This window comes from Ehrlichia japonica, from assembly GCF_000632845.1.
GTDB lineage: Bacteria > Pseudomonadota > Alphaproteobacteria > Rickettsiales > Anaplasmataceae > Ehrlichia > Ehrlichia japonica.
In genome coordinates this window covers 475,980-497,464 of sequence record NZ_CP007474.1, presented here as the reverse complement: position 1 = coordinate 497,464, position 21,485 = coordinate 475,980, and the positions used below count along the sequence as shown (strand labels likewise).

Annotated in this window: 9 protein-coding genes; 4 read left to right on the top strand and 5 right to left on the bottom strand. The window is 30.6% G+C overall.

Annotated features, from left to right (window positions below; genetic code table 11):
* Positions 1–68: 68 nt before the first annotated feature.
* Positions 69–1,397 carry a ribosome biogenesis GTPase Der gene (gene der / locus EHF_RS02000; protein WP_044194602.1) on the bottom strand — a complete coding sequence of 443 codons (1,329 nt, stop codon included), beginning with the start codon at positions 1,395–1,397 and terminating at the stop codon, positions 69–71.
* Between the two features lie 249 nt (positions 1,398–1,646).
* On the opposite strand from der, the gene carA reads away from it, so the two are divergent.
* The 4 genes from carA (at position 1,647) to EHF_RS01980 (ending at position 5,870) form a co-directional block, all read left to right on the top strand.
* The gene (gene carA, locus EHF_RS01995; protein ID WP_044194599.1) at positions 1,647–2,771 is read left to right on the top strand and encodes a glutamine-hydrolyzing carbamoyl-phosphate synthase small subunit; all 1,125 of its coding nucleotides are present in this window, start codon (positions 1,647–1,649) and stop codon (positions 2,769–2,771) included.
* Positions 2,772–3,179: 408 nt separating this feature from the next.
* Positions 3,180–4,139: a 4-hydroxy-3-methylbut-2-enyl diphosphate reductase gene (gene ispH, locus EHF_RS01990; protein ID WP_044194596.1), complete on the top strand. Its 960-nt coding sequence runs from the start codon at positions 3,180–3,182 to the stop codon at positions 4,137–4,139.
* Positions 4,140–4,284: 145 nt separating this feature from the next.
* Positions 4,285–4,752 (top strand): dUTP diphosphatase, encoded by a 468-nt coding sequence (gene dut, locus EHF_RS01985; protein ID WP_044194594.1) that lies wholly within the window; start codon positions 4,285–4,287, stop codon positions 4,750–4,752.
* A 518-nt stretch (positions 4,753–5,270) separates the two neighbouring features.
* Positions 5,271–5,870 carry a DUF2460 domain-containing protein gene (locus EHF_RS01980; RefSeq protein ID WP_044194591.1) on the top strand — a complete coding sequence of 200 codons (600 nt, stop codon included), beginning with the start codon at positions 5,271–5,273 and terminating at the stop codon, positions 5,868–5,870.
* 146 nt (positions 5,871–6,016) lie between these two features.
* On the opposite strand, the gene EHF_RS01975 is transcribed toward EHF_RS01980, so the two are convergent.
* The 4 genes from EHF_RS01975 to EHF_RS01960 form a co-directional block, all read right to left on the bottom strand.
* Positions 6,017–11,845, bottom strand: coding sequence for a type IV secretion system protein (locus tag EHF_RS01975; RefSeq protein ID WP_044194589.1), 5,829 nt, complete (start codon positions 11,843–11,845; stop codon positions 6,017–6,019).
* Between the two features lie 36 nt (positions 11,846–11,881).
* Positions 11,882–16,111, bottom strand: coding sequence for a type IV secretion system protein (locus EHF_RS01970; RefSeq protein WP_044194587.1), 4,230 nt, complete (start codon positions 16,109–16,111; stop codon positions 11,882–11,884).
* A 3-nt stretch (positions 16,112–16,114) separates the two neighbouring features.
* A complete protein-coding gene (locus EHF_RS01965) occupies positions 16,115–18,937 on the bottom strand; it encodes a TrbL/VirB6 family protein (protein ID WP_232228969.1) in 2,823 nt (940 codons plus the stop codon).
* A gap of 128 nt (positions 18,938–19,065) precedes the next feature.
* Positions 19,066–21,477: a TrbL/VirB6 family protein gene (locus EHF_RS01960; RefSeq protein WP_044194585.1), complete on the bottom strand. Its 2,412-nt coding sequence runs from the start codon at positions 21,475–21,477 to the stop codon at positions 19,066–19,068.
* Positions 21,478–21,485 lie beyond the last annotated feature (8 nt).

Sequence of the window (21,485 nt, the reverse complement as noted above, 5' to 3'; positions counted from 1 at the left end):
TTAATAATAAAACTTGAACTAATTAACACGTCACACTAGTTAAATATATTTAATTGAAAAAATTGCCTTTAAGTCTTAGAAAAATTATTACAATATGGATTCTTATTTTTCTTTAAATTCAACCTTATTGGAATTCCATTGATAGAAAAGTGTTTTCTTAAATTACTTATTAAATACTGCTTATACGTTAAATCAATAGCATGAGAACCATTAACAATTATAACAAAAGTTGGAGGCATTACTTTAACTTGTGTAATATATTTAAGCTTAACTACCTTTCCATTACATAATGGAGGTCTATGGTGTTCTACAGCTAATTTTAACCATTTATTCAGCATAGGAGTACTAATACGCATTGTCAGATATTTGTATAATTCTATGCTTTTATCTATTACTTTATTACAATTAATATTTTTAAGTGCAGAAACCTCGATAATTGGAACTTCAAAATTTAATTTATTATAATTACAAATATCCTTTAACAAATCAGATCTATTTTTTTCAGCAACCATATCCCACTTATTTAAAGCAACAATGATAGCTTTACCTTTTTGTATTGCAAGCTCGGCAATTGATAAATCTTGTTGTTCTATACCATAAGCAGAATCTATCATTAAAATTACAATATCCGATCTATTAATTGATTCAATAGTCTTTTGAACAGAAGTTACTTCTATACTTTCAGTTACCTTTGCTTTTTTACGCATACCAGCAGTATCAATCAATGTCAATCTTTGACCTTTATATACATACTCTATGTCTATAGAATCTCTAGTTGTTCCAGGTTCATGGCTTACAATCATTCTACTTTCACCAAGCAATCTATTAACAAAAGTTGACTTACCAGCATTTGGCTTTCCAACAATAGAAAGCCTAATATTACGTGAATTTAATTTATCTAAATCATGCACTTCAACAAATGGCAACAATGCTTCATATAAATCAATCAAACCCAAATTATGTTCTGCAGAAATATAAACCGGACCTATAAAATTAAAATATTCTAAATAATCTACTTTGTAACACCTTTTTTGACTTTCACATTTATTCGCAATCAATATCACTGGTTTCTTAGTATTCTTTTTTAAATATTTTGCAAATTCCACATTTTTATCATCATGCTCAATCCTTGCATCAACAATAAAAAATACAACATCAGATCTTTCTATAGCTAATTTTACTTGATCAAACACCAGTGCAGATAATTTTATTGTATTATCTACTCCACCTGTATCAATAATTTTAAATTTTAACCCACATAAATCAGCATTCCCCTCTCTCCTATCTCTTGTTAAGTTAGGAATATTACTAACAATTGCAGATTTTTGATTAGTTAATCTATTAAAAATAGTAGATTTTCCAACATTAGGTAACCCAACTATAGCTATTCTTAACATAAAAAATTTTACACTTTATATAATACATTATACAAATCACATACTACTCAAAACAAGTCACTGAATATATGTAACAATATTACTATTGATGGCTATGTATAACATATTATTAAATCTACAGAAACCAACATTTGTAGACAATACGTAAAAATGTATATTCAACAAATCTCATAAAAGTAAATTATATAGTTAACTTTCAAAGAATTTGCTATATAATTTTCAAGATTTGTTAGCTTTATTATGTAAACAATGTCTCAATTAAAAAGTCATTACAATTCTGTTCTTGTATTATCAGATGGAAAACATTTTTTTGGAAAATCAATAGGAAAAAAAATACCCGCTATTGGAGAAGTCTGCTTTACTACCTCAATAACAGGGTATCAGCATACCATAACTGATCCATCATTTGCAGGCCAAATAATTACATTCACTTTTCCTCACATTGGCAATGTTGGAATAAATTATAAAGATTTTGAAGACCATAAGATACTAGCCCATGGAATTGTAGTTAAAACAATATCAGAAGGCTCTCATTTAAGATCTTATGCAAATTTAGAACTTTGGATGACAGAAAATAACTTAACTGGAATATCCAAAATTGATACTAGAGCATTAACATGTCATTTGCGTAGGCATGGCTCACAAAATGGAATAATATATCACTTTGATGATATTAACTCAGTAAACTTAACAGAGTTACAAAACAAAGCTTCTCAATATAATTACACAAATCACTGCGCATCTATACCATTTGTAAATAATTACAAAACAACAGATAATATAACACCACTTTATAATATAGTAGTGATTAATTTTGGTGTAAAATTAAGTATATTAGACGCCTTATCTAAACTAGGATGTAAAATTCATTTAATTTCAGGAAATGAAGATAATTTACCTGAAAAGATACTATCCATAAAACCACAAGGTGTAGTCTTATCAAATGGTCCAGGAGATCCATCTGCAATTCCTGAAAGTACTATAAAACAAATAAAAACTATCATTGAATATAAAATACCAATACTAGGTATATGTTTAGGACATCAACTTATTTCATTAGCTTTAGGAGCAAAAATTACCAAAATGTTATTCGGACACAGAGGAAGTAACCACCCAGTTTATAATAAAATAAATGATAACATAGAAATTACAAGTCAGAATCATGGATTTACTGTTAAAGAAGATTCTTTACCTACAAACGTTAACGTAACTCACAGATCATTATTTGATAATACAATAGAAGGTATCCAAGTAGATAACTATCCTATAATTTCAGTACAATATCATCCAGAAGGAAGCCCTGGACCTAATGATGGAAGCTACATATTTAATCATTTTATTAATCTAATGAGGGAAAATAATAAAATATCTTGATAATATAGTGTTAAATTACAGGAAATTTCCTGCTGCATAAACACCTATAAAATATATATACTCAATCTAATAATAAGATTGAATTTATCAAAGTTCTACATCTTAGCCATATGGACAAGCAAAACATTACTTTAATCTTAAAATTTTCCATTTTAAATATAGTAGATATGACAACTAATAATATTATAGTTTAACAGGATTATTTTGCTATAATTAAGTAAGATTTGACTATTAACTTATCTATTTACACTGAAAACATCGATAATCTTATTTAAATTACTAAAAAGTTCTGATTTTACATATCTAACATCAGCAACTGAATTATATACATTGCTGTACTTACTATGCTTCGTGTATTGCAATATTTTGTTGTAAATATATAATTAGCAAATAAAACTAGGAATGTAAATGCATCAGGATTTAAAAAAAAATGTAGAAGTTATTCTTGCTAATCCAAGGGGGTTTTGTGCAGGAGTTTCGAGAGCAATAAAAATCGTAGAATTAGCTGTAAGATACCACAATAAAAATAGAAAAGTTTATGTATTACACGAAATTGTACACAATAAATATATAATTGATTCTTTAAAAGAAATGGGTGTAATTTTTATAGATACACTAGATCAAGCTGAAGATGGTTCAATATTAATATACAGTGCCCACGGCATTTCAAAAAAAATAGAGTATCTTGGACAACTACGTAATTTAGAGATTATTGATGCAACATGTCCACTAGTAAGTAAAGTACATAAAGAAGTACAGGTTTACGATACTGAAGGGTATCAAGTAATTTTAATAGGTCATAAAGGACATCGCGAAGTTGAAGGTACTATAGGACAAATTACTAGTCCCGTACTACTAGTACAAAATTTATCTGATATTGATAACATAGAAGTAATAAATCCAAACAAGCTTGCATACGTCACACAAACAACCTTAAGTGTAGATGATACAAGAGCAATAATTGACAAACTAAAACAAAAATTTCCCTATATTAAAGGGCCAGATTTAAAAGACATATGCTATGCTACTCAAAATAGGCAGATTGCTGTAAAACAATTATCAGAGTTAGTAGATATTGTATTCATATTAGGAAGCAAAAATAGTTCTAATTCAAATCGTCTAAAAGAGTTAGCTGAATTAAAAACCCCTTCTTTTTTAATAGATTCTTATAAGGAAATTGACTTAGACCTCTTAAAAGATGTAACAAAAATTGGGATAACTGCAGGAGCATCAGCTCCAGAAATATTAATCAAAGAAGTAATAGATTTACTTAGACAACACATGAATATCACGTTATCAGATCTAGAGGTCATACGAGAAAATATTACTTTTAACATACCAAAACAACTAAGAGGATATAAACAATAACATATTTTTACCTTAAAAGATAAAACTTATTATAATTTCAAGCAAAATAAGAAAAGTTACTCTATTTATTACATATATTCATCATAGACTTGGCAACAAATTTGTTGAATAATATAATATAATTATAATTGCAGGAAAAAAGTTCATGGAACGCTCTATTAGTACAGATATTTCAATTAAGATTATTCAGTTAACTAATAATGATCTTCCTCTTCCATCTTACTCAACAGATAATAGTTCTGGTATGGATTTGTATTCAGCAATCGTATCAGATGTCGTATTAGAACCAGGCCATAGAACTTGTATTAATACTGGTATTGCAATTTCTATCCCTAATGGATATGAGGCTCAAATTAGACCAAGATCTGGACTCGCACTTAAATTTGGGATCACCGTACTCAATACTCCAGGAACTATAGATGCTGATTACCGTGGAGAAATTAAAGTTATTTTAATTAACCTTGGAAGTGAAGCATATACAATAAAATATAGAGATAGAATAGCACAAATGATAATAGCACCAGTAACTCGTGCTTCATGGAATCTTGTTAAAAATTTCGATAATGATATAACAGAACGTGGAATTGAAGGATTTGGGTCAACCGGTATATAAGTATTATTATTTGATTACATGAATTTCAATATGTGTATATAATTTTCTATACTTTAACTGTTGTGGAAAAAATTCATAAAGCATATTATGCTATACATTTTCACTAAGCTCATCAACTGAATAACAACAATTTTTATATTACTATAAACCTAATACGTTATACTACACTTTGTATTATAAACCATTATATGAATCATAGTAATCCAGCATTGTGTCGGAAGTACTACAAATGACAACTACAACTTGTACTAAAACTCTTATTGAATATTAAAATAATAGTATAACACAGCACTAAGGATTTGGCTCGACTGGCATATAAGTATTATATTATTTATTTTATTACATAAATCCAATATCCATCTTTATACTTAATGTCCTATGATTATACAAAAAGTGTATTCCCAACATCCAAATAAACACAGGACTTAACAATTTAAATTATCTAGCATTAAAATTAGTACAAAAATACTTCACACTAACAACACTATAAAGTACATTTCATACAATTAGTAATAACAATGACATTTCACGAAATAAGATTTCCAGAAGATATTTCTTATGGATCAACTGGTGGTCCAGAATTTTCAACAAATATTATTGAAACAAATAATAGAAGTGAGTATCGCAAAATTAATATATCACACCCACGCAACAAATATAATGTAATGCATAATATTAAATCAAAAGATCAATTACTTAGACTTATTAATTTTTTCTACATTCATAAGGGCAAAGCTATTGGATTCCGTTTTAAAGATTGGTCAGATTACAAAGCAAAAAAACAACCACTTGGCATAGGAAATAATCAGCAAAAAATTTTTCAAATAATAAAAACATATAGTATTGATCAATATTCATACATACGCACGATTACAAAACCAGTTATTAATACAGTAAAAATTTATTATAATAATACTGTAAAAGCTGATGGGTTTTCTGTAAATTTTTCCAATGGTCAAATAGAATTCGGTACTCCACCTCACAATGGTATAAAAATATATGCAGATTATGAATTTGATGTACCTGTAAGATTTGATTCAGATTACTTACCATGCTCTATAGATAATTACAAAGAGTATAATTGTAATAACATTGCACTCATAGAAATAAAAGTTTAGTTTTAAATAATATTAGTATAAATCTTTATATAAAAACACTTCATACTGCCCTATAGCATTTTATAAACTTAATGAATAAATAAAAATTTTTTCAGTAGTATATTTATTACCTCAAACACTATACCAACTCTCTCATAAGATCGAAATTATCCCTGAATTAATAAGCTCTTAATAGTAGATTCTGCTTCTTTAATACTTGCTTCAATCTCTTTTATTTCACCAGGATCAGTAAGATGTCTTTTTCTATCTTTCAATGATGCTATAATTGTTTCAAGTTGCTTTATCATTAATAAAATATCTTGTTTTGATAATTTACGCTTTTGTTTACCACTTTTAGAATCTTCAAATATTTTATCAATAGATAACCAGAATTTCGCTGATAAGTCGTTTGTACATTGATTTAATATCACATTCAAAGATTTCTTTAAAGATTTTGGATTAACAACTGTTTTAGCTGATTTTGCTTTATCAGAATTATCAGCTTTACTTTTGCCAGATTCTTTTTTCTTTCTTTTAACAACACCTATATCTTTAATATCCAACTTATCTGAGATACTTTTATTTACCACAACATCTTTATCTTTCTTTAATGACACAGCATTAGGTTGTATATTAGGTTGTACATGTTGTTGTAAATCTTCAATTATAACATTCCCTTCACTAGCAGTAACTACATTAATCAATCCTTCAACATTGGATACATCATCATTACTGCTAAATTCACCATCACCACTTTCATAAACTCCTTCACTATCAGATTGATCAGATACATCATCAGTTTCTTTAATTTTAAGCTCTTCATCATTTACACCATCTGTCTCATCATCAACTTCACTTACTTCTCCTAAGTCTTTAGAATCCTCAGAAACTGTTTCTTCAGCATGATCAGCAGTCTCATCAGATTTAATATCAGCACTATCATAAATACCTTGATCTAAACTGCCTTCTTGTGTTAGAACACCATCTTTATCTACTAATTCACTATCATAAGATACATCATCACACATTTTTCCATCATCGATTTGCTCTGAAACAGAACTATCATACGGTTCAACCAATAATGCAGATGACCCTTCTATATCTGGCTGTTGCAATCTTTCTTTATCATCTTCCTCTTGTTTAAAAATACTGTTATCATCTACTTCTTCTTTCTTACCAGCTAATTCACCTTCTTCTTCACTTCCCATACTAAATTGTTGTAGAGTCTCATCAGATTTAATATCAGCACTATCCAAATCTCTTTTTAAATCACCTATATCTAGAACATTATAGTCTAAACTCAAATTACTAGCGTCTTTAGAAGTATCTTCTTCTACTCCTTGTTCAGTGGCATTATCCATCAACACTGACGAATCTGCTTCATTATGCTTTTCAATTCCTGAACTTAACTCACTTTTCTCTTCCGGATTCAAGCCTACACTTTGCTCATCATGTAAATTCTTCATAAGCATTGAATTACTTTCCTCTGAAGCAGCTTCAGACGATAAACTGTCACTATCATAAAATGAAGTACTTGTTTCAGTATCATTATACATTTGTGTCATATCACCTAATTCTGTATTACCCGTAATACCTGAAGTTTCACTCGATGCCGTTCCTAACTCTTTTAACTCTATACCTTCCTCTAACGATGCACCATGTTGTGATATATTTGAATCTGTAAACGCTTTAACTCTATCTTTGATATCATCTTCTGAACCTTGTTCTGAGATTTCTGATCTTGCGCTACTCACAGGAGATATAACATCTAAAGCATCACCTACTTCAGTATCATTATACATTTGTGTCATATCACCTAATTCTGTATTACCCGTAATACCTGAAGTTTCACTCGATGCCGTTCCTAACTCTTTTAACTCTATACCTTCTTCTAACGATGCACCATATTGTGATATATTTGAATCTGTAAACGCTTTAACTCTATCTTTGATATCATCTTCTGAACCTTGTTCTGAGATTTCTGATCTTGCGCTACTCACAGGAGATATAACATCTAAAGCATCACCTACTTCAGTATCATTATACATTTGTGTCATATCACCTAATTCTGTATTACCCGTAATACCTGAAGTTTCACTCGATGCCGTTCCTAACTCTTTTAACTCTATACCTTCTTCTAACGATGCACCATATTGTGATATATTTGAATCTGTAAACGCTTTAACTCTATCTTTGATATCATCTTCTGAACCTTGTTCTGAGATTTCTGATCTTGCGCTACTCACAGGAGATATAACATCTAAAGCATCACCTACTTCAGTATCATTATACATTTGTGTCATATCACCTAATTCTGTATTACCCGTAATACCTGAAGTTTCACTCGATGCCGTTCCTAACTCTTTTAACTCTATACCTTCTTCTAACGATGCACCATATTGTGATATATTTGAATCTGTAAACGCTTTAACTCTATCTTTGATATCATCTTCTGAACCTTGTTCTGAGATTTCTGATCTTGCGCTACCCACAGGAGATACAATATCCAAAGAAGTACTTGTTTCAGTATCATTATACATTTGTGTCATATCACCTAATTCTGTATTACCCGTAATACCTGAAGTTTCACTCGATGCCGTTCCTAACTCTTTTAACTCTATACCTTCTTCTAACGATGCACCATGTTGTGATATATTTGAATCTGTAAACGCTTTAACTCTATCTTTGATATCATCTTCTGAACCTTGTTCTGAGATTTCTGATCTTGCGCTACCCACAGGAGATACAACATCCAAAGAAGTACTTGTTTCAGTATCATTATACATTTGTATAATATCGTATAATTCTGTATTACCTGTAATACTTGAAGTTTCACTTGCTGAAGAAGTACGCAGCACAGATAAATTTTCAGGAAGTAAATCCTGAGGATGATTTATAGGATCACGAGAATTAGCATACCTTTGTGTGACATCATCAAATTTATCATCTAAATGTTGACGTAAAGCATTATCAATCTTATCAAGATCATACTTAATATTCTGTAATGCAGTATCATCTCTAGTATTACCAAGCATTGTTTTAAGTTGTTCTCTTGCTTCAAGTGCATCTTCTAAATTTTCTTTATTTACACATACATTTCCATGCTCATCTAATAATGTACTACTATATTTGCTATGTGATTCTTCCTTAGCAAAAGGATTTCTATCATCATCTTCTCCTTTCTTATTAGGTATATAAGGACTTGGTTTATATTTCTCAGGTCCTAATATATGTGCTTTTAAGCTGTCTAAAGCAGCTTTACGATCCTCAATTGCATTATGAATTAATCCACCTTCTCTATTCCCTAATGTCTTTCCAGCAATATGACCGCCTAAGTATTTCATCGCATCTAATGGAGAAAATCCTAAATGAGCACCTATAAAAGCTCGAGCATAATTTAATGTCTTAAAATTATTACTAAAATTTCTATCATACTCATTATACGAAGAGGTCAATACATTAGTAGAACTAGCAGTAAATTTAACAGCTTTACCTAAATAAGGAACACCCTGTAACGCATTCAAAGGCATACGAGCAGCTTTAGTAACATAATTACCTGCTACAAATTTAAAGCTATCTATACCTTGATCAATTTTTTCAATTACACCACCTATGACTGGAATTCCAGAAAAAATCCTTATGAAACCACCTTCATACATACTAGCAATAGTTTGAGACATCATGCTACCGCCAGCTAGAGATACTGCTACACTTTGAATAAAGGCACGCATTTGCCATATTAACAATGCAGCTAAGAATAAAGAACCAACTTCTGTCCATAATATCAAATATCCAGCTCTAATTCTTAAAATTAAATTATAATCGTATTGTTTATTTAACTCTCCTTGAGGAGTAGGATCTTGAACAGCACCTGCTATAACATCATTAACAATACTATTAATTACTTGAGATTTAAAATCCTCATCTTTATATTTATCTAACTCACTTTTGTTATTAAGCTTATCTTGATTTCTTCTATCTTGTATAATTTGTAAAACTTTACTTTTACTAACTGCACTTATAACTTTCTTTTTCTCCAAAACATCTAACTCATCCTCTATATCTTTTATCAATCTAGCAGCTACATATCCTTTTTTAGAAGTAAGTAATGCGTTAATATAATAAGATAATTGTCTAAATGGGCTATTTTCAGACACGTTAACACCAAATGGATTCCCATCAGTCTTAGTATCTGGATCAAGAAAAGGATAATCTAGATATCTAAAATCCTTATATTTACGATCAGGAGGAACATCAATATATGCACCTCCACCAGTAAATTGATACCTCGCATTACCAGAAGGCTTCCTATCCATAAAAATGTCAGTACTTAGCGGAAAACCAATAATTTTTGGGTCATAAGTTTGCCCTGGAGTCCATCCAAAAACACCACGATCAAATATACATAGAGTTTTTTTACCCAACAAACATATTTTTACCTTTAGCCACTCATTATAACACGTTGTAAACCCAAAAATGCGGTAATAATAATTCATAATAAGCGCACCAAATAAGGAAATCAGAGTGAATATCAATATTGCCTGCATTGCAAAGCTTATACATTGTGTTAACCACCCATCAAATAGGTGCTTGAACTGAGAAAAAAGAATACCTAATAATAACAATGGAAATAATCCAATTAAAAATGTAATACCAACAAATGCTGTTAGATATATAACAAACCCATACACACATAAAGCAATGTAAAGGAATACGGCAATAATGATTACACATACAGCAAATATTGAAGAAAAATCAGCAATGATTAATGCTCTAATCTTTATTTTCCAAATAACTGGAGAAAATATTTTATTTACTATCATGTCATCCAGAAAAGCCAAAGGTTCATTAGGATTATAAGAACTTGTATGACTATTAATTATTGCAATAATTTGATCTATACCATGAATAAATAGACTAAGTAAATGATTATAAAAGAACTCCCAACTACTTGGAGAAATCAATAATATTATTAATGATACTTTTAATATTCTAACAATAATATCACCAAATGGACTCTGCACCATACCAAAGATATAAGCCAAGGCCCCAAATACTAAAAACAAAGTCAATAAACTAAAAACAAAATTCCTAAATACTGGATTTCCAACTATATGCTTAAAAAGCTTCTCACCTGCTTTATCCAATTCACCTCTTACCTGTTTGCGAACCCATTCAAAAACAGAAAACTGCGTTTCTGTTTTTACACCTTCAATAAATGTTATCGCATATCCCCCAACATTATCATAATAATGTTTATCTAATATTTTTACATATATTTTCCATCCTGGCTCCAATGTTATTTTTTGACAAAGGGAATTCATAATCGGTTTATTCTTAGTAGAATAAACATCACTACCAGCTAATTCCAACGGCTTGTACCCTATGTGCATCATAGGAGAAACTGGATATTTCATATGATTTAACGTTTCATTTGGCTCAGGATCATTTGGTCTCTTAAACAATAAATATGCACCGTATCCATTCTTAAACCAACAAGGAGGTCCATACGCACCTCTTTCTAAATCATCTTTAACTCCAGAAATTAATTCACATGATACTTTACATTCAGCATGACCATCAGGAACAAAGGTTTTTTCTATCTTATTGTAAGGTCCACAAATTCTTTCAACAGGTAATATCTCATCATAACGATCTGATTCCTCATCACCCAAAGCTACATCATTATCAACATTAGTTACCCATGCAGTCCACATTCCATCAACTCTTAATGTAATTGGACGACCATCTGTCACATATCCAGTATATTTCCATCGTACTACTTGATCATTTTTTACAAGATTTCCTAATGATTTATCATCAGAAATAAAATCTTCCGAATTTGGATCAAAATATGCTGAAACAGAAGCTGTTTTAGTTTCAGAGAACACATCAGCTGGTATACATCTAGGAACTGGATGATAATTAGATTCACATGCAGTTATTACTAAGAATAACAATAATTTTATAAAATTCTTTTTAATAAAATTACACATATTTACTCTTTATCGTTACCACTTACCTTCAAAGTCTTATTCTTGCTGATCTTTTTTATTAAGCTTTCTAACAATTCCTCTTTTATACGACTCTTCTTCAACTTTAATTGCTGATTCGTGACCTGCAATTTTTTCTGCAACACTAGAATGTTCATCCATATAAAATCTTTTCCGTTGAGGACCGTCTAAAAAGTTAATATCTTTTTTTCCTCTTTTTGTATTACTAACATCATCATCATCACCGTAAGATTCAACAATAACAGAAGCTTTTCCTCCCTCTCCTTGTGTGTCAGAATCATTATTTTCAGCCGTACCATCATTACCATCAGTAGAACTATCTACATTACTTAAATTTTGATCATTAATACCATATTTACTACTACTAGCAGAAATATCATCTGCATTCTTAGGTTCATCAGTATCTTTTGAAGTTATATTCGAAATATCATCACTAACAGCACTATGTAATTCATTGGTATCTCCACCATTGTCAGTAGTACCATGCGTAGTCATACCTGAAACATCATCAGCATTATCATCATCTAATTCCTTTCTTTCATTGGTATCTCCACTATCGTCAGTAGTATCATGCGTAGTCATACCTGAAACATCATCAGCATTACCATCATCTAATTCCTTTCTTTCATTGGTATCTCCACTATCGTCAGTAGTATCATGCGTAGTCATGCCTGAAACATCATCAGCATTACCATCATCTAATTCCTTTCTTTCATTGGTATCTCCACCATTGTCAGTAGTACCATGCGTAGTCATGCCTGAAACATTATCAGCATTACCATCATCTAATTCCCTTTTCTCATCATTGACATCTCCACTATCGTCAGTAGTATCATGCGTAGTCATGCCTGAAACATCATCAGCATTATCATCATCTAATTCCCTTCCTTCATTGGTGTCTCCACCATTGTCAGTAGTATCAACAGTAGTACTTTCACTTCTAGAAACAAGTGAATTACCATCCAAGTTATTACTAGCACCGTGCACTTCATCATAACTTAAACGTACATCAAGCACTACATCATCATTTGAAGACGATATATAACTATCTAACTGTCCATCATGGCCCTGCATTCTACTATCTTCCTTCACATTACTACCTGACTGAGACTGTTGAGAAATATCAGTAGGTTTATTTGAAGCATCATTATCAGTCTGCACATCACTATGATCTTTTTCAGTTAAATCAGAACCATGATCACCACTCCTTTCCACAGATTCCCCAATATTTTCAGGATTAACATTACTTCTACTAACAATATTAATATCTGATTTACCAGTAGATCTACGATTCCGCATCGCATCTTTAATTATACTTTGAGTTTCTTGATCAAGTCCTACTATAGAAGCTAAAGATTGAGTAGCAGCATGTATACTCGCACCAAGACCAGCAACACTCCCAGATATAGAATGAGCAATCGTTTCAGACATACTTTTAAAACCTCTCATAGCATTTGCAACAATAAGCAACATCAAAGCTGATGCAATACTAAATGGTAATCCGAACAATCCACGACCTCCCTGAACATATGCTTCCCTTATTGATTCAGTAATAGATAACGCAGGTAAATATCCAATAGGTAATAATACATATATTAGACAAATATCAGGTGGAGCACCTTCTTCAACAGCACCAATAGGAAAATCAAAACCTAAGTAGCATTGATTACAAACAGTAAATCCTGCAACACTATGTAACACAGTTAACATAACTTGATTCAAAAATGCAAGTGCAGCAAATAAAATTATAGGCTGTAACGAAAAATTTACTAACATCTTGATCCATGCATCAAAAAGTGTCTTTGTAAGCTGAAAGAAAATAAAAGTTATAAAGATAGGTGCTAATGTTGCTAAAAAAGCTATAGCAACAATAGTAAATAAATATGCTATAACCGCTTCAATAATGCATATAAAAAATACAATACAAGCCCATAAAATTATAATAAACATCAGCCACCCTATAGGCCCTGTAAGTATTAATGTGGCTAATCTAATCCATACTTCTCCTGTCAATAATATTCCTATAGTAGGATCTAAAAACGCAAATGAATTATCTCCATCTAATTCACCATTAAATGCAGCTATAAGGTCACTTACTCCTTGAACAAATATTGAAAAGAAATGATCACTGAAAAATTCCCAACTACCCTGGCTTATCAAACCAACAACAATTGCAATCTTAGCAATACGTACTACTAAATCATGCTTAGTACATTTTATAACACCTATCATATACCCTAATACAGTAAAAATTATATATAAAGTACATAATGCTTGTAATGCTCTCCATAATGATCCTGCACTGGTTTGATTAGTATATATACTCTGTACTGCACCTTTTGATTTGTTTGCATGTATTATATCTATAGCTTGAGAGATACTATCAACCTTTACATCCTTAGGTAATCCATATAAAATTCTTAAAAGAGAATCTCTAATCATAACAAATGCTTTAGAGAAATTTGGATTCCATACTTTTACAAAAAAATCAGCAAAGTACTTATTTTCTGATTTTATTGCTGGTAAACTGCTATAATCAAATTGATCTTCATAACCTCTAACATCTATACCTAAATAAATCTTTCCTGATTTTTTTTCAGAACCATCTCCATTAATCATATAAATTCCTGTTCCAGATTTCTGATCTTTAGGATCAGGTACAAATAATTCAACAGTACCTTTATCACCAGGAAATATAGTTGGAGCATTATCTCCTATATACATATATAATTTTTTCCCATACATAAAATTACATATGCGTTCTACATGAATATTATATCCACCAGAATATAAATTATATTTTAGTTCTTGACCTAATATTAAAAATCTTAATATCATATGATCATCAAATTCATATGTATAATTAAAATCAGACTTCACACTATTTGATTCAATACTATTTTGAAAAGATTGAGAAAAACAATTATAACCATAAATTCCTTGTGGTAAACAATAATAGTGTTGGCTAGAGCTAGTAAAATTTTTCTTAACTCCAGGTTTTGGTGTTATATCAAAATAAGCGCTCAATCCTTGTATTATTTTTTTGGAATCAGTATTCTGAGTAATATCTTCTAATTTCACATTGTGTATCTCATCTAATGTAGCTTTTGTATCACCTTTACTATTGTTGTCAGTAATACAATTTCCATCTGCATCATAATTTGATATTGTAGCAATCTTTTTATCAGCAATAAGTTTTGATTTAGAGTTACATATAGTACCACAAACACAATTTATATCATATGTTGTAAAATTATTAATAATATCTATAATTTCTTTAATTGTATCTAATGTAATATCCTTTTTTATATTACCTTGATCTTGTTGTTTTTTATAATACTCGAGTTGAGAAGTACTTGCAGTATCGACATGACCTATGATTCCCTTTTCGTTTAATTCTTTAATAATTGCACAATGTTTCTTTAATATGTCAACATTAACCTTCTGATTTTTTATTACTCTAGCATCATAAACAAAAGGAGCTTTAATCCAATTCTTTTCTTCATCTTTACTATAAAAAATCTTATTTCCATAAGGAGTAGTCGTATTATCTACTAATGCTGAAACTTCAGTACCTTGCAAACGAGGTATTGCACCAAGTGTCCCACTAGATACTTTACACTCTTCTCCTACCTTTATATAAAATTCAGACACACCATTTTTACAAATATTTTCAGTTGAAATAGCTGTACTGCAGTTGTCATCTTGAAAAATTTCATCATCAGAATAATATATGATACCATGTTCTTTCAATGCATCAGGAGTACAGTCTGTCACTTTCATTTTTCTAGGGATTAAACTAACTCTAAACATATCTCCTTTACTCATGTAAAAAGCACTAATACTGCGTGGATTAACTGAGATATTATGGGTTACAGATTTAGAATCTGCAGGTTTAACACTTTCACAGACATTTTCCAAATTTTGATAAATCGACTCATCTGGATAATCAACATTATAAACAACTTGAGCACAAGTACTTGCTGGAACAAGTATATCTTTTGGATTCAGAGAATCCTTAGGACACATATTTAAAACTCCAGTAATCGTTAACTTCACTGGAGGCTGATCTCTACTAACTCTCAATCCGGTATCAATCCAATTAGGTTGCAATACATTCGATACCTTTTTTACTGTTGGAGTAACTTCTACAACAACTGAATTACCACTAATACCTTTACTACCTTCAATACAACCAACTCCACATCCTGTAATAAAAAATAGTAATAATATTATAAATTTTTTCATATTCTACCCATCGAAACTAGATGGAGGATTTTCCGGAATTGAAACACCACCACGTGATGGCCTGCTAGTAGAGTCATCATTCAAAGGCAACTGAAATCCAAGAGAATCACGTCGACGTTCACCATCATTATCCTGATTATTCATATTATTCATTTGTGCATATCTTGCCCTTTGCATACGACTATTTTGATCCATACCAATAATTCCCAAAGCACTCTCCTTAGCATTTTCAGCTACCATTGACAAATTAGCAAATGAACCAAAAATTGATGTACACATTTCTCCAGAAGAGCCAACAAAATGCTTTGTTGCATTAACCATTATTACAAATATTAATATATTAACAATAGGCATTGGTAATCCTATAAATATTAGTGTATCACTATTTACTGAATCTCTTAGATTATCATTAAAGGCTGATACAGGAGAAAATCCTAAAGGAAGTAAAAATTCAAGTAGACAAAAACTTATTGTCGTGATTCCTATGTCAAATTCAGGTCGAAGTACACATACATCACATAATTCAAAATTAAACATAGCATATATTATACTATCTATAACTTCAGTCAAAAGAGCAAAAGAAGCAAATATTATTACCGGTTGCATAGCTGTCTGTACTAAAGATTTAATCCATGCATCAAAAATTGCTTTAGTACGCTTAAATAAAATACAAATTATAAAAAAAGGTGCAATACTAAGCAATAATCCTATAAGGATAATAGATATCAAATAAGTAACAACTGCAGTTGCTATAGTTAAAAATAAAACTATTAATCCCCAGAAAATTAGAGCTACGCTTATCCATCCCACTGGACCAGTAAATAATAATGATAAAATCTGTAACCAAGTTTCAGATAAAGAAAATCTATATAACATTAAATCTAAAAATTCAAAATTAGTACTATTAATAGAATCTTGACCTGTCATTATGGCAATCAATTGTATTGGTGCTTCAGTGAATAATTTAAACAAATGATCATTAAAAAATTCCCAACTATTAGGACCAATCACATAAATTACTATACCAATTTTTAGTGTTATAGCTAATAACTCAAAAATAGAAGCCTTAGAAAATCCAACAAAATAAAATAATGCATTTATTAAGATGTATAATACCAATAATGAATTCACTATTTGAATAAAATGTATGTTTTCCTTAATAGTATTATAGATTACATTAACACCTCCAGAATTAGTAGATGATGTACCATATAATCCACGCTCCAATGAATTTTTTAACTGCTCTACTATATATGAAATCACATTAGGTATTTTCTTTTTCGCAGTTACTGTAATATTAAAATATCCTGTATTATTATCATATCCATCCCCATTATCTTTTACACCAAAATATAACTCACCAGCTACATCATCATCTGTTAATTGAACTGTTGTACTTTCATTATCTATAAAATTAAGCTTTTTTGTACCTCCGTCTCCTGGTTTTACTTTAGGTGGACCTTTAGATATAACATAATACAAACTATCTTTAACGTGATTACTACAATCCTTAGTCACTTCAATTTGATATTTACCAATCAATTCTAAATTATTTCCTACACGCAATTCTAAATAAAGGTCTTTATCTAAATTTTTATTAAAAGAATACCAATGATTAGTTAAAAGACCAATATCAGAAGAGTTGTTATCTTCTTGCCACTTTTTAATTGCATCATCAATAGTAATAAAATCTGTTATACCTGAATCATGTTTTAAATATACAAAAGGCAAAACAGTACTATATTGCCCCCCCACTTCGTTTAAATCACACATGCTATCTCTTGTAATAAAGCATTTACCTAACATGGTATTCTTCTCTACAACAAAACAATTTTTATCTATTTTTTCGTTTTTGTAATCAGGAATACCGCATATATTTCCGCATATCATATTAACAGTATATGCATCATATAGTTTTTGATATTTTTTTCTCGCCATTTTCTGACGTGCTGCAAAAAGTTCTTTCTGCTTCAATATCAGTTGCTCGTTCTCATCACTTTTTGCTGTTTTTATAATTTTATTCAGATATCCATCCAGCTCACCAGATGTAAAACAAAGATCGAAATAATTATCGTCATTTCCAGATGATTTAGCAGAATTTGCTTTATCTTTTAGATTCTTAGTCCTGCGCCTCAGATCTGCATATGTTGATTTATCCAAATGATATAAGATTTTAAGTGGAAAATTAATCCAGGTTTTTCCTTCGTCTATAGACTTAGGATCTTTTAAATACATAAGATTATTCATTTGTTGCAAACCGTAATTATCAATAGAAATATGATACTCTGCACCCAAATAATCTTTCATGCATCGATCAGTATTTTGAACATAAACTCTGGGGTCTTTATTTTTACATATATCCTCATTTACAGTAAATTTAAATGCTGGCGATAAACTAAAATTCAGTTTTTCCCCTGCCATTATATTAGAAATTTTAATGGGAAATTTAGTACTAGTATTTCCATCAGATCTACTGTGAACAGCATTTTTATTATCAAAAGAGACCTGCAGAGTGTCTTTTGTATTATTACAAAAATTAACATTGACTGTATCAACTTTTATAGTAAGAGACTTTCTTCCTGCTAATATTAAATCTGATTTAACCCAAGTAACATGTTCTTTTTTTCCATTCTCTAATCCAGCTTCCACAGCACTCAAATATTCATCAAATAGTACACTTTGAGGTTTAATGCAACCATGATAGCCACAACTTGAAAGAAGAAAAATACTGATTATTAAAACTCTTTGAAACATAAAATCAGTTCTTCCACCTAAAAAACAACATAAAATATCTTGATAAAATTTCCATGAACAACTAAAATTCACTCTTAATAAAAATATTTACTTAATCTCTTTACTCCATAATTAATTAACACTAAAGGACAATACTAAGTTATTCTTACAAAGAGGAGTATTTCCTTATTATATTCCCCCTACAGAATCTTATAGAAATTTCATTCTCCTTTCTTAGAACTGCCTCCAGAAACTTCATCGTTACCCCCATCACCAGATTTTTGACGACCAGACAATTTATTAGATATAGCATCTTTGGCTTTTTGTCCCACACTACCCTGAGCTTTAGACGCAAAATTCATAGCAGAATTCATCATTGATTTTGGACTAAATGATGCACCAACATGACCAGCCCTTGGATCACCTGCAAGCTCAGCTGCTATATAAGTAATAGATGATAAGAAATGATAAAACAAAAAGCCTATTAATACCATCATCAACAATTTCATCCACAACATTTCAGCTTCATGCTTAAAATCAGGAGCATAAGCATTAAATCCAAAAAACGCAGGCTTTGTTAAAAATTGCACATTTCCAAACATGCATGCTAAATTATAATCATATTTTGAATCATCACATTGTTTTGGATCTTGCAACTTGAAAGTAATTCTTTTATTACTCAAAACCTGAACTTCCGTCCTAGTAAATTTAAGATCTTCAAAATACAAATTATCAAAGACAGTAAACAACAATGATAAAAAAGCAAAAAGTATTACAGGATACAATGTATAAACAATTAATTGTCTTACCCATCCATCAAAAAATCCCTTTGTAGCTTGAAATAACACCATAGGAATCATCAATGGAGAAATTAATATTAAAATAGTAAGTGCAATTAGTGATAACAAAAATATATAAACTAACCATATTACAATAAATATAAGCATTATTACTGCAAAAATCGCAATCAGACATAACATCAATTTCATATTAAACAGTGTGCTAGCAAAGAAAAGTCCTGCAGTTAAAAATAACCCAAGAACAACTGTTGCAGATCCTCCATTTAATTGCTGCCCTAAATAAAACAATAATTTACAATCTAACCTATCCCACGGAGCTATATACTTATATTTATCCTCATAATCCTGACCAGTATAATTGCATATAGTTTGTTCTCCACCTGCTTGCAATACTATATCTGATAATCCTATGGATAGCTTGACTATTTGATCATAGTAATGTGACATAGCAGGTCCTTGAGTGAAATACACAACTAATGCAAACTTAATTATTAGCATATATAATTCAGCTGGACTTTGTATTCCACCTAATACCGCTTTAATTGCAAATAATATTAAAGCTAATACCAAAACTGCCATGACTGCCTTTTTTAACTTATCCTGAGCAACTTTTAAAAAACCAACTTTTTGGCTGTTATTTCCACCACATTGACCAGTTAATATATTGTTCAGTGATCCTTTGATGCAAGAGACTATTATTGAAGTCATTGGAAATATAGATTTTACATGAGGACCAACTTCACCTCTACATGCAGGATCTATATAACAACTATAACATTTAGAATTATCATAACTTACAATCCTCTTATTATCACTTGACATAACTGGTACAGACTTTTCACACATTGCAACTGGTGGTCCACTAGGACGCATATGACAACCAACTTCAACTTGAGGCCACAAAGGAGCACCTGCAGCTTTAGTAGCATAGACACAGATTTTGTCTGCTTTTTCTACAGCTTGAAAAGTAATTGTATGCATCACTTTTTCTTGACCAGCTTGTAAGACCGCACACTCCACTTTTCCCTGCATAGCATACTTAGCGACTTTTATGTCTTGAGTAGCATAATCACCTTCCCTTGGATAATTTCCTGCTTTTAATAATTCAGTAACATCTTGTGATGAAGCTCTTACTGCCCTTTCAATCATAGAAATAGGATCAACACCACCTATTGGATTACGATAACAAACTTCTATATAATTAGAACTAGATATTCTATTTTTAGGCCAATAATATCCGTTTGCTCTTACAAATTTTTGAGATGCACATACAGGTTCATTTTGTTTAGCTTGAGCTAAATCAATATTATTCTTACTCTTTTTATCACCAGTTACAAGACATTTAAAATATTCTGCTTCTGAACTAAAATCACCATTTGCACAACTCTGATAACTTTTGGTAGGCTCTTGACACTCTTTATAATCACCTTCAGAATTACTACCTTCCTTTGTATCACGATTATCAAAACGCATAACTGGATGACGGACAAAAGACCAATTACAGGCAAAAAATGCAGCTCCTTTAGCAGCTGCCATAGCAATAAGTCCCACACCTGTAACAAACATTCCTAATGCCACAAACCAAGTTGCTGGATTAATAAAAAACATACTACCAATAATAAGAACAAATCCAGCAGTAAATCCAGTAATTCCAATATATTTCATATGCTGATTAACTTTAGAACACAAAGGATTACTGGCTAATGTGGTTCTATATATAGCTGTCTTTTCACTTTCAATCTCTGCTGCTAACGTAGATTTAGCATATATAAAATTAACATTAATCAAAAACAACATTAATATATATATTATACTCTTACTAACTTTTAGCATAATCAACT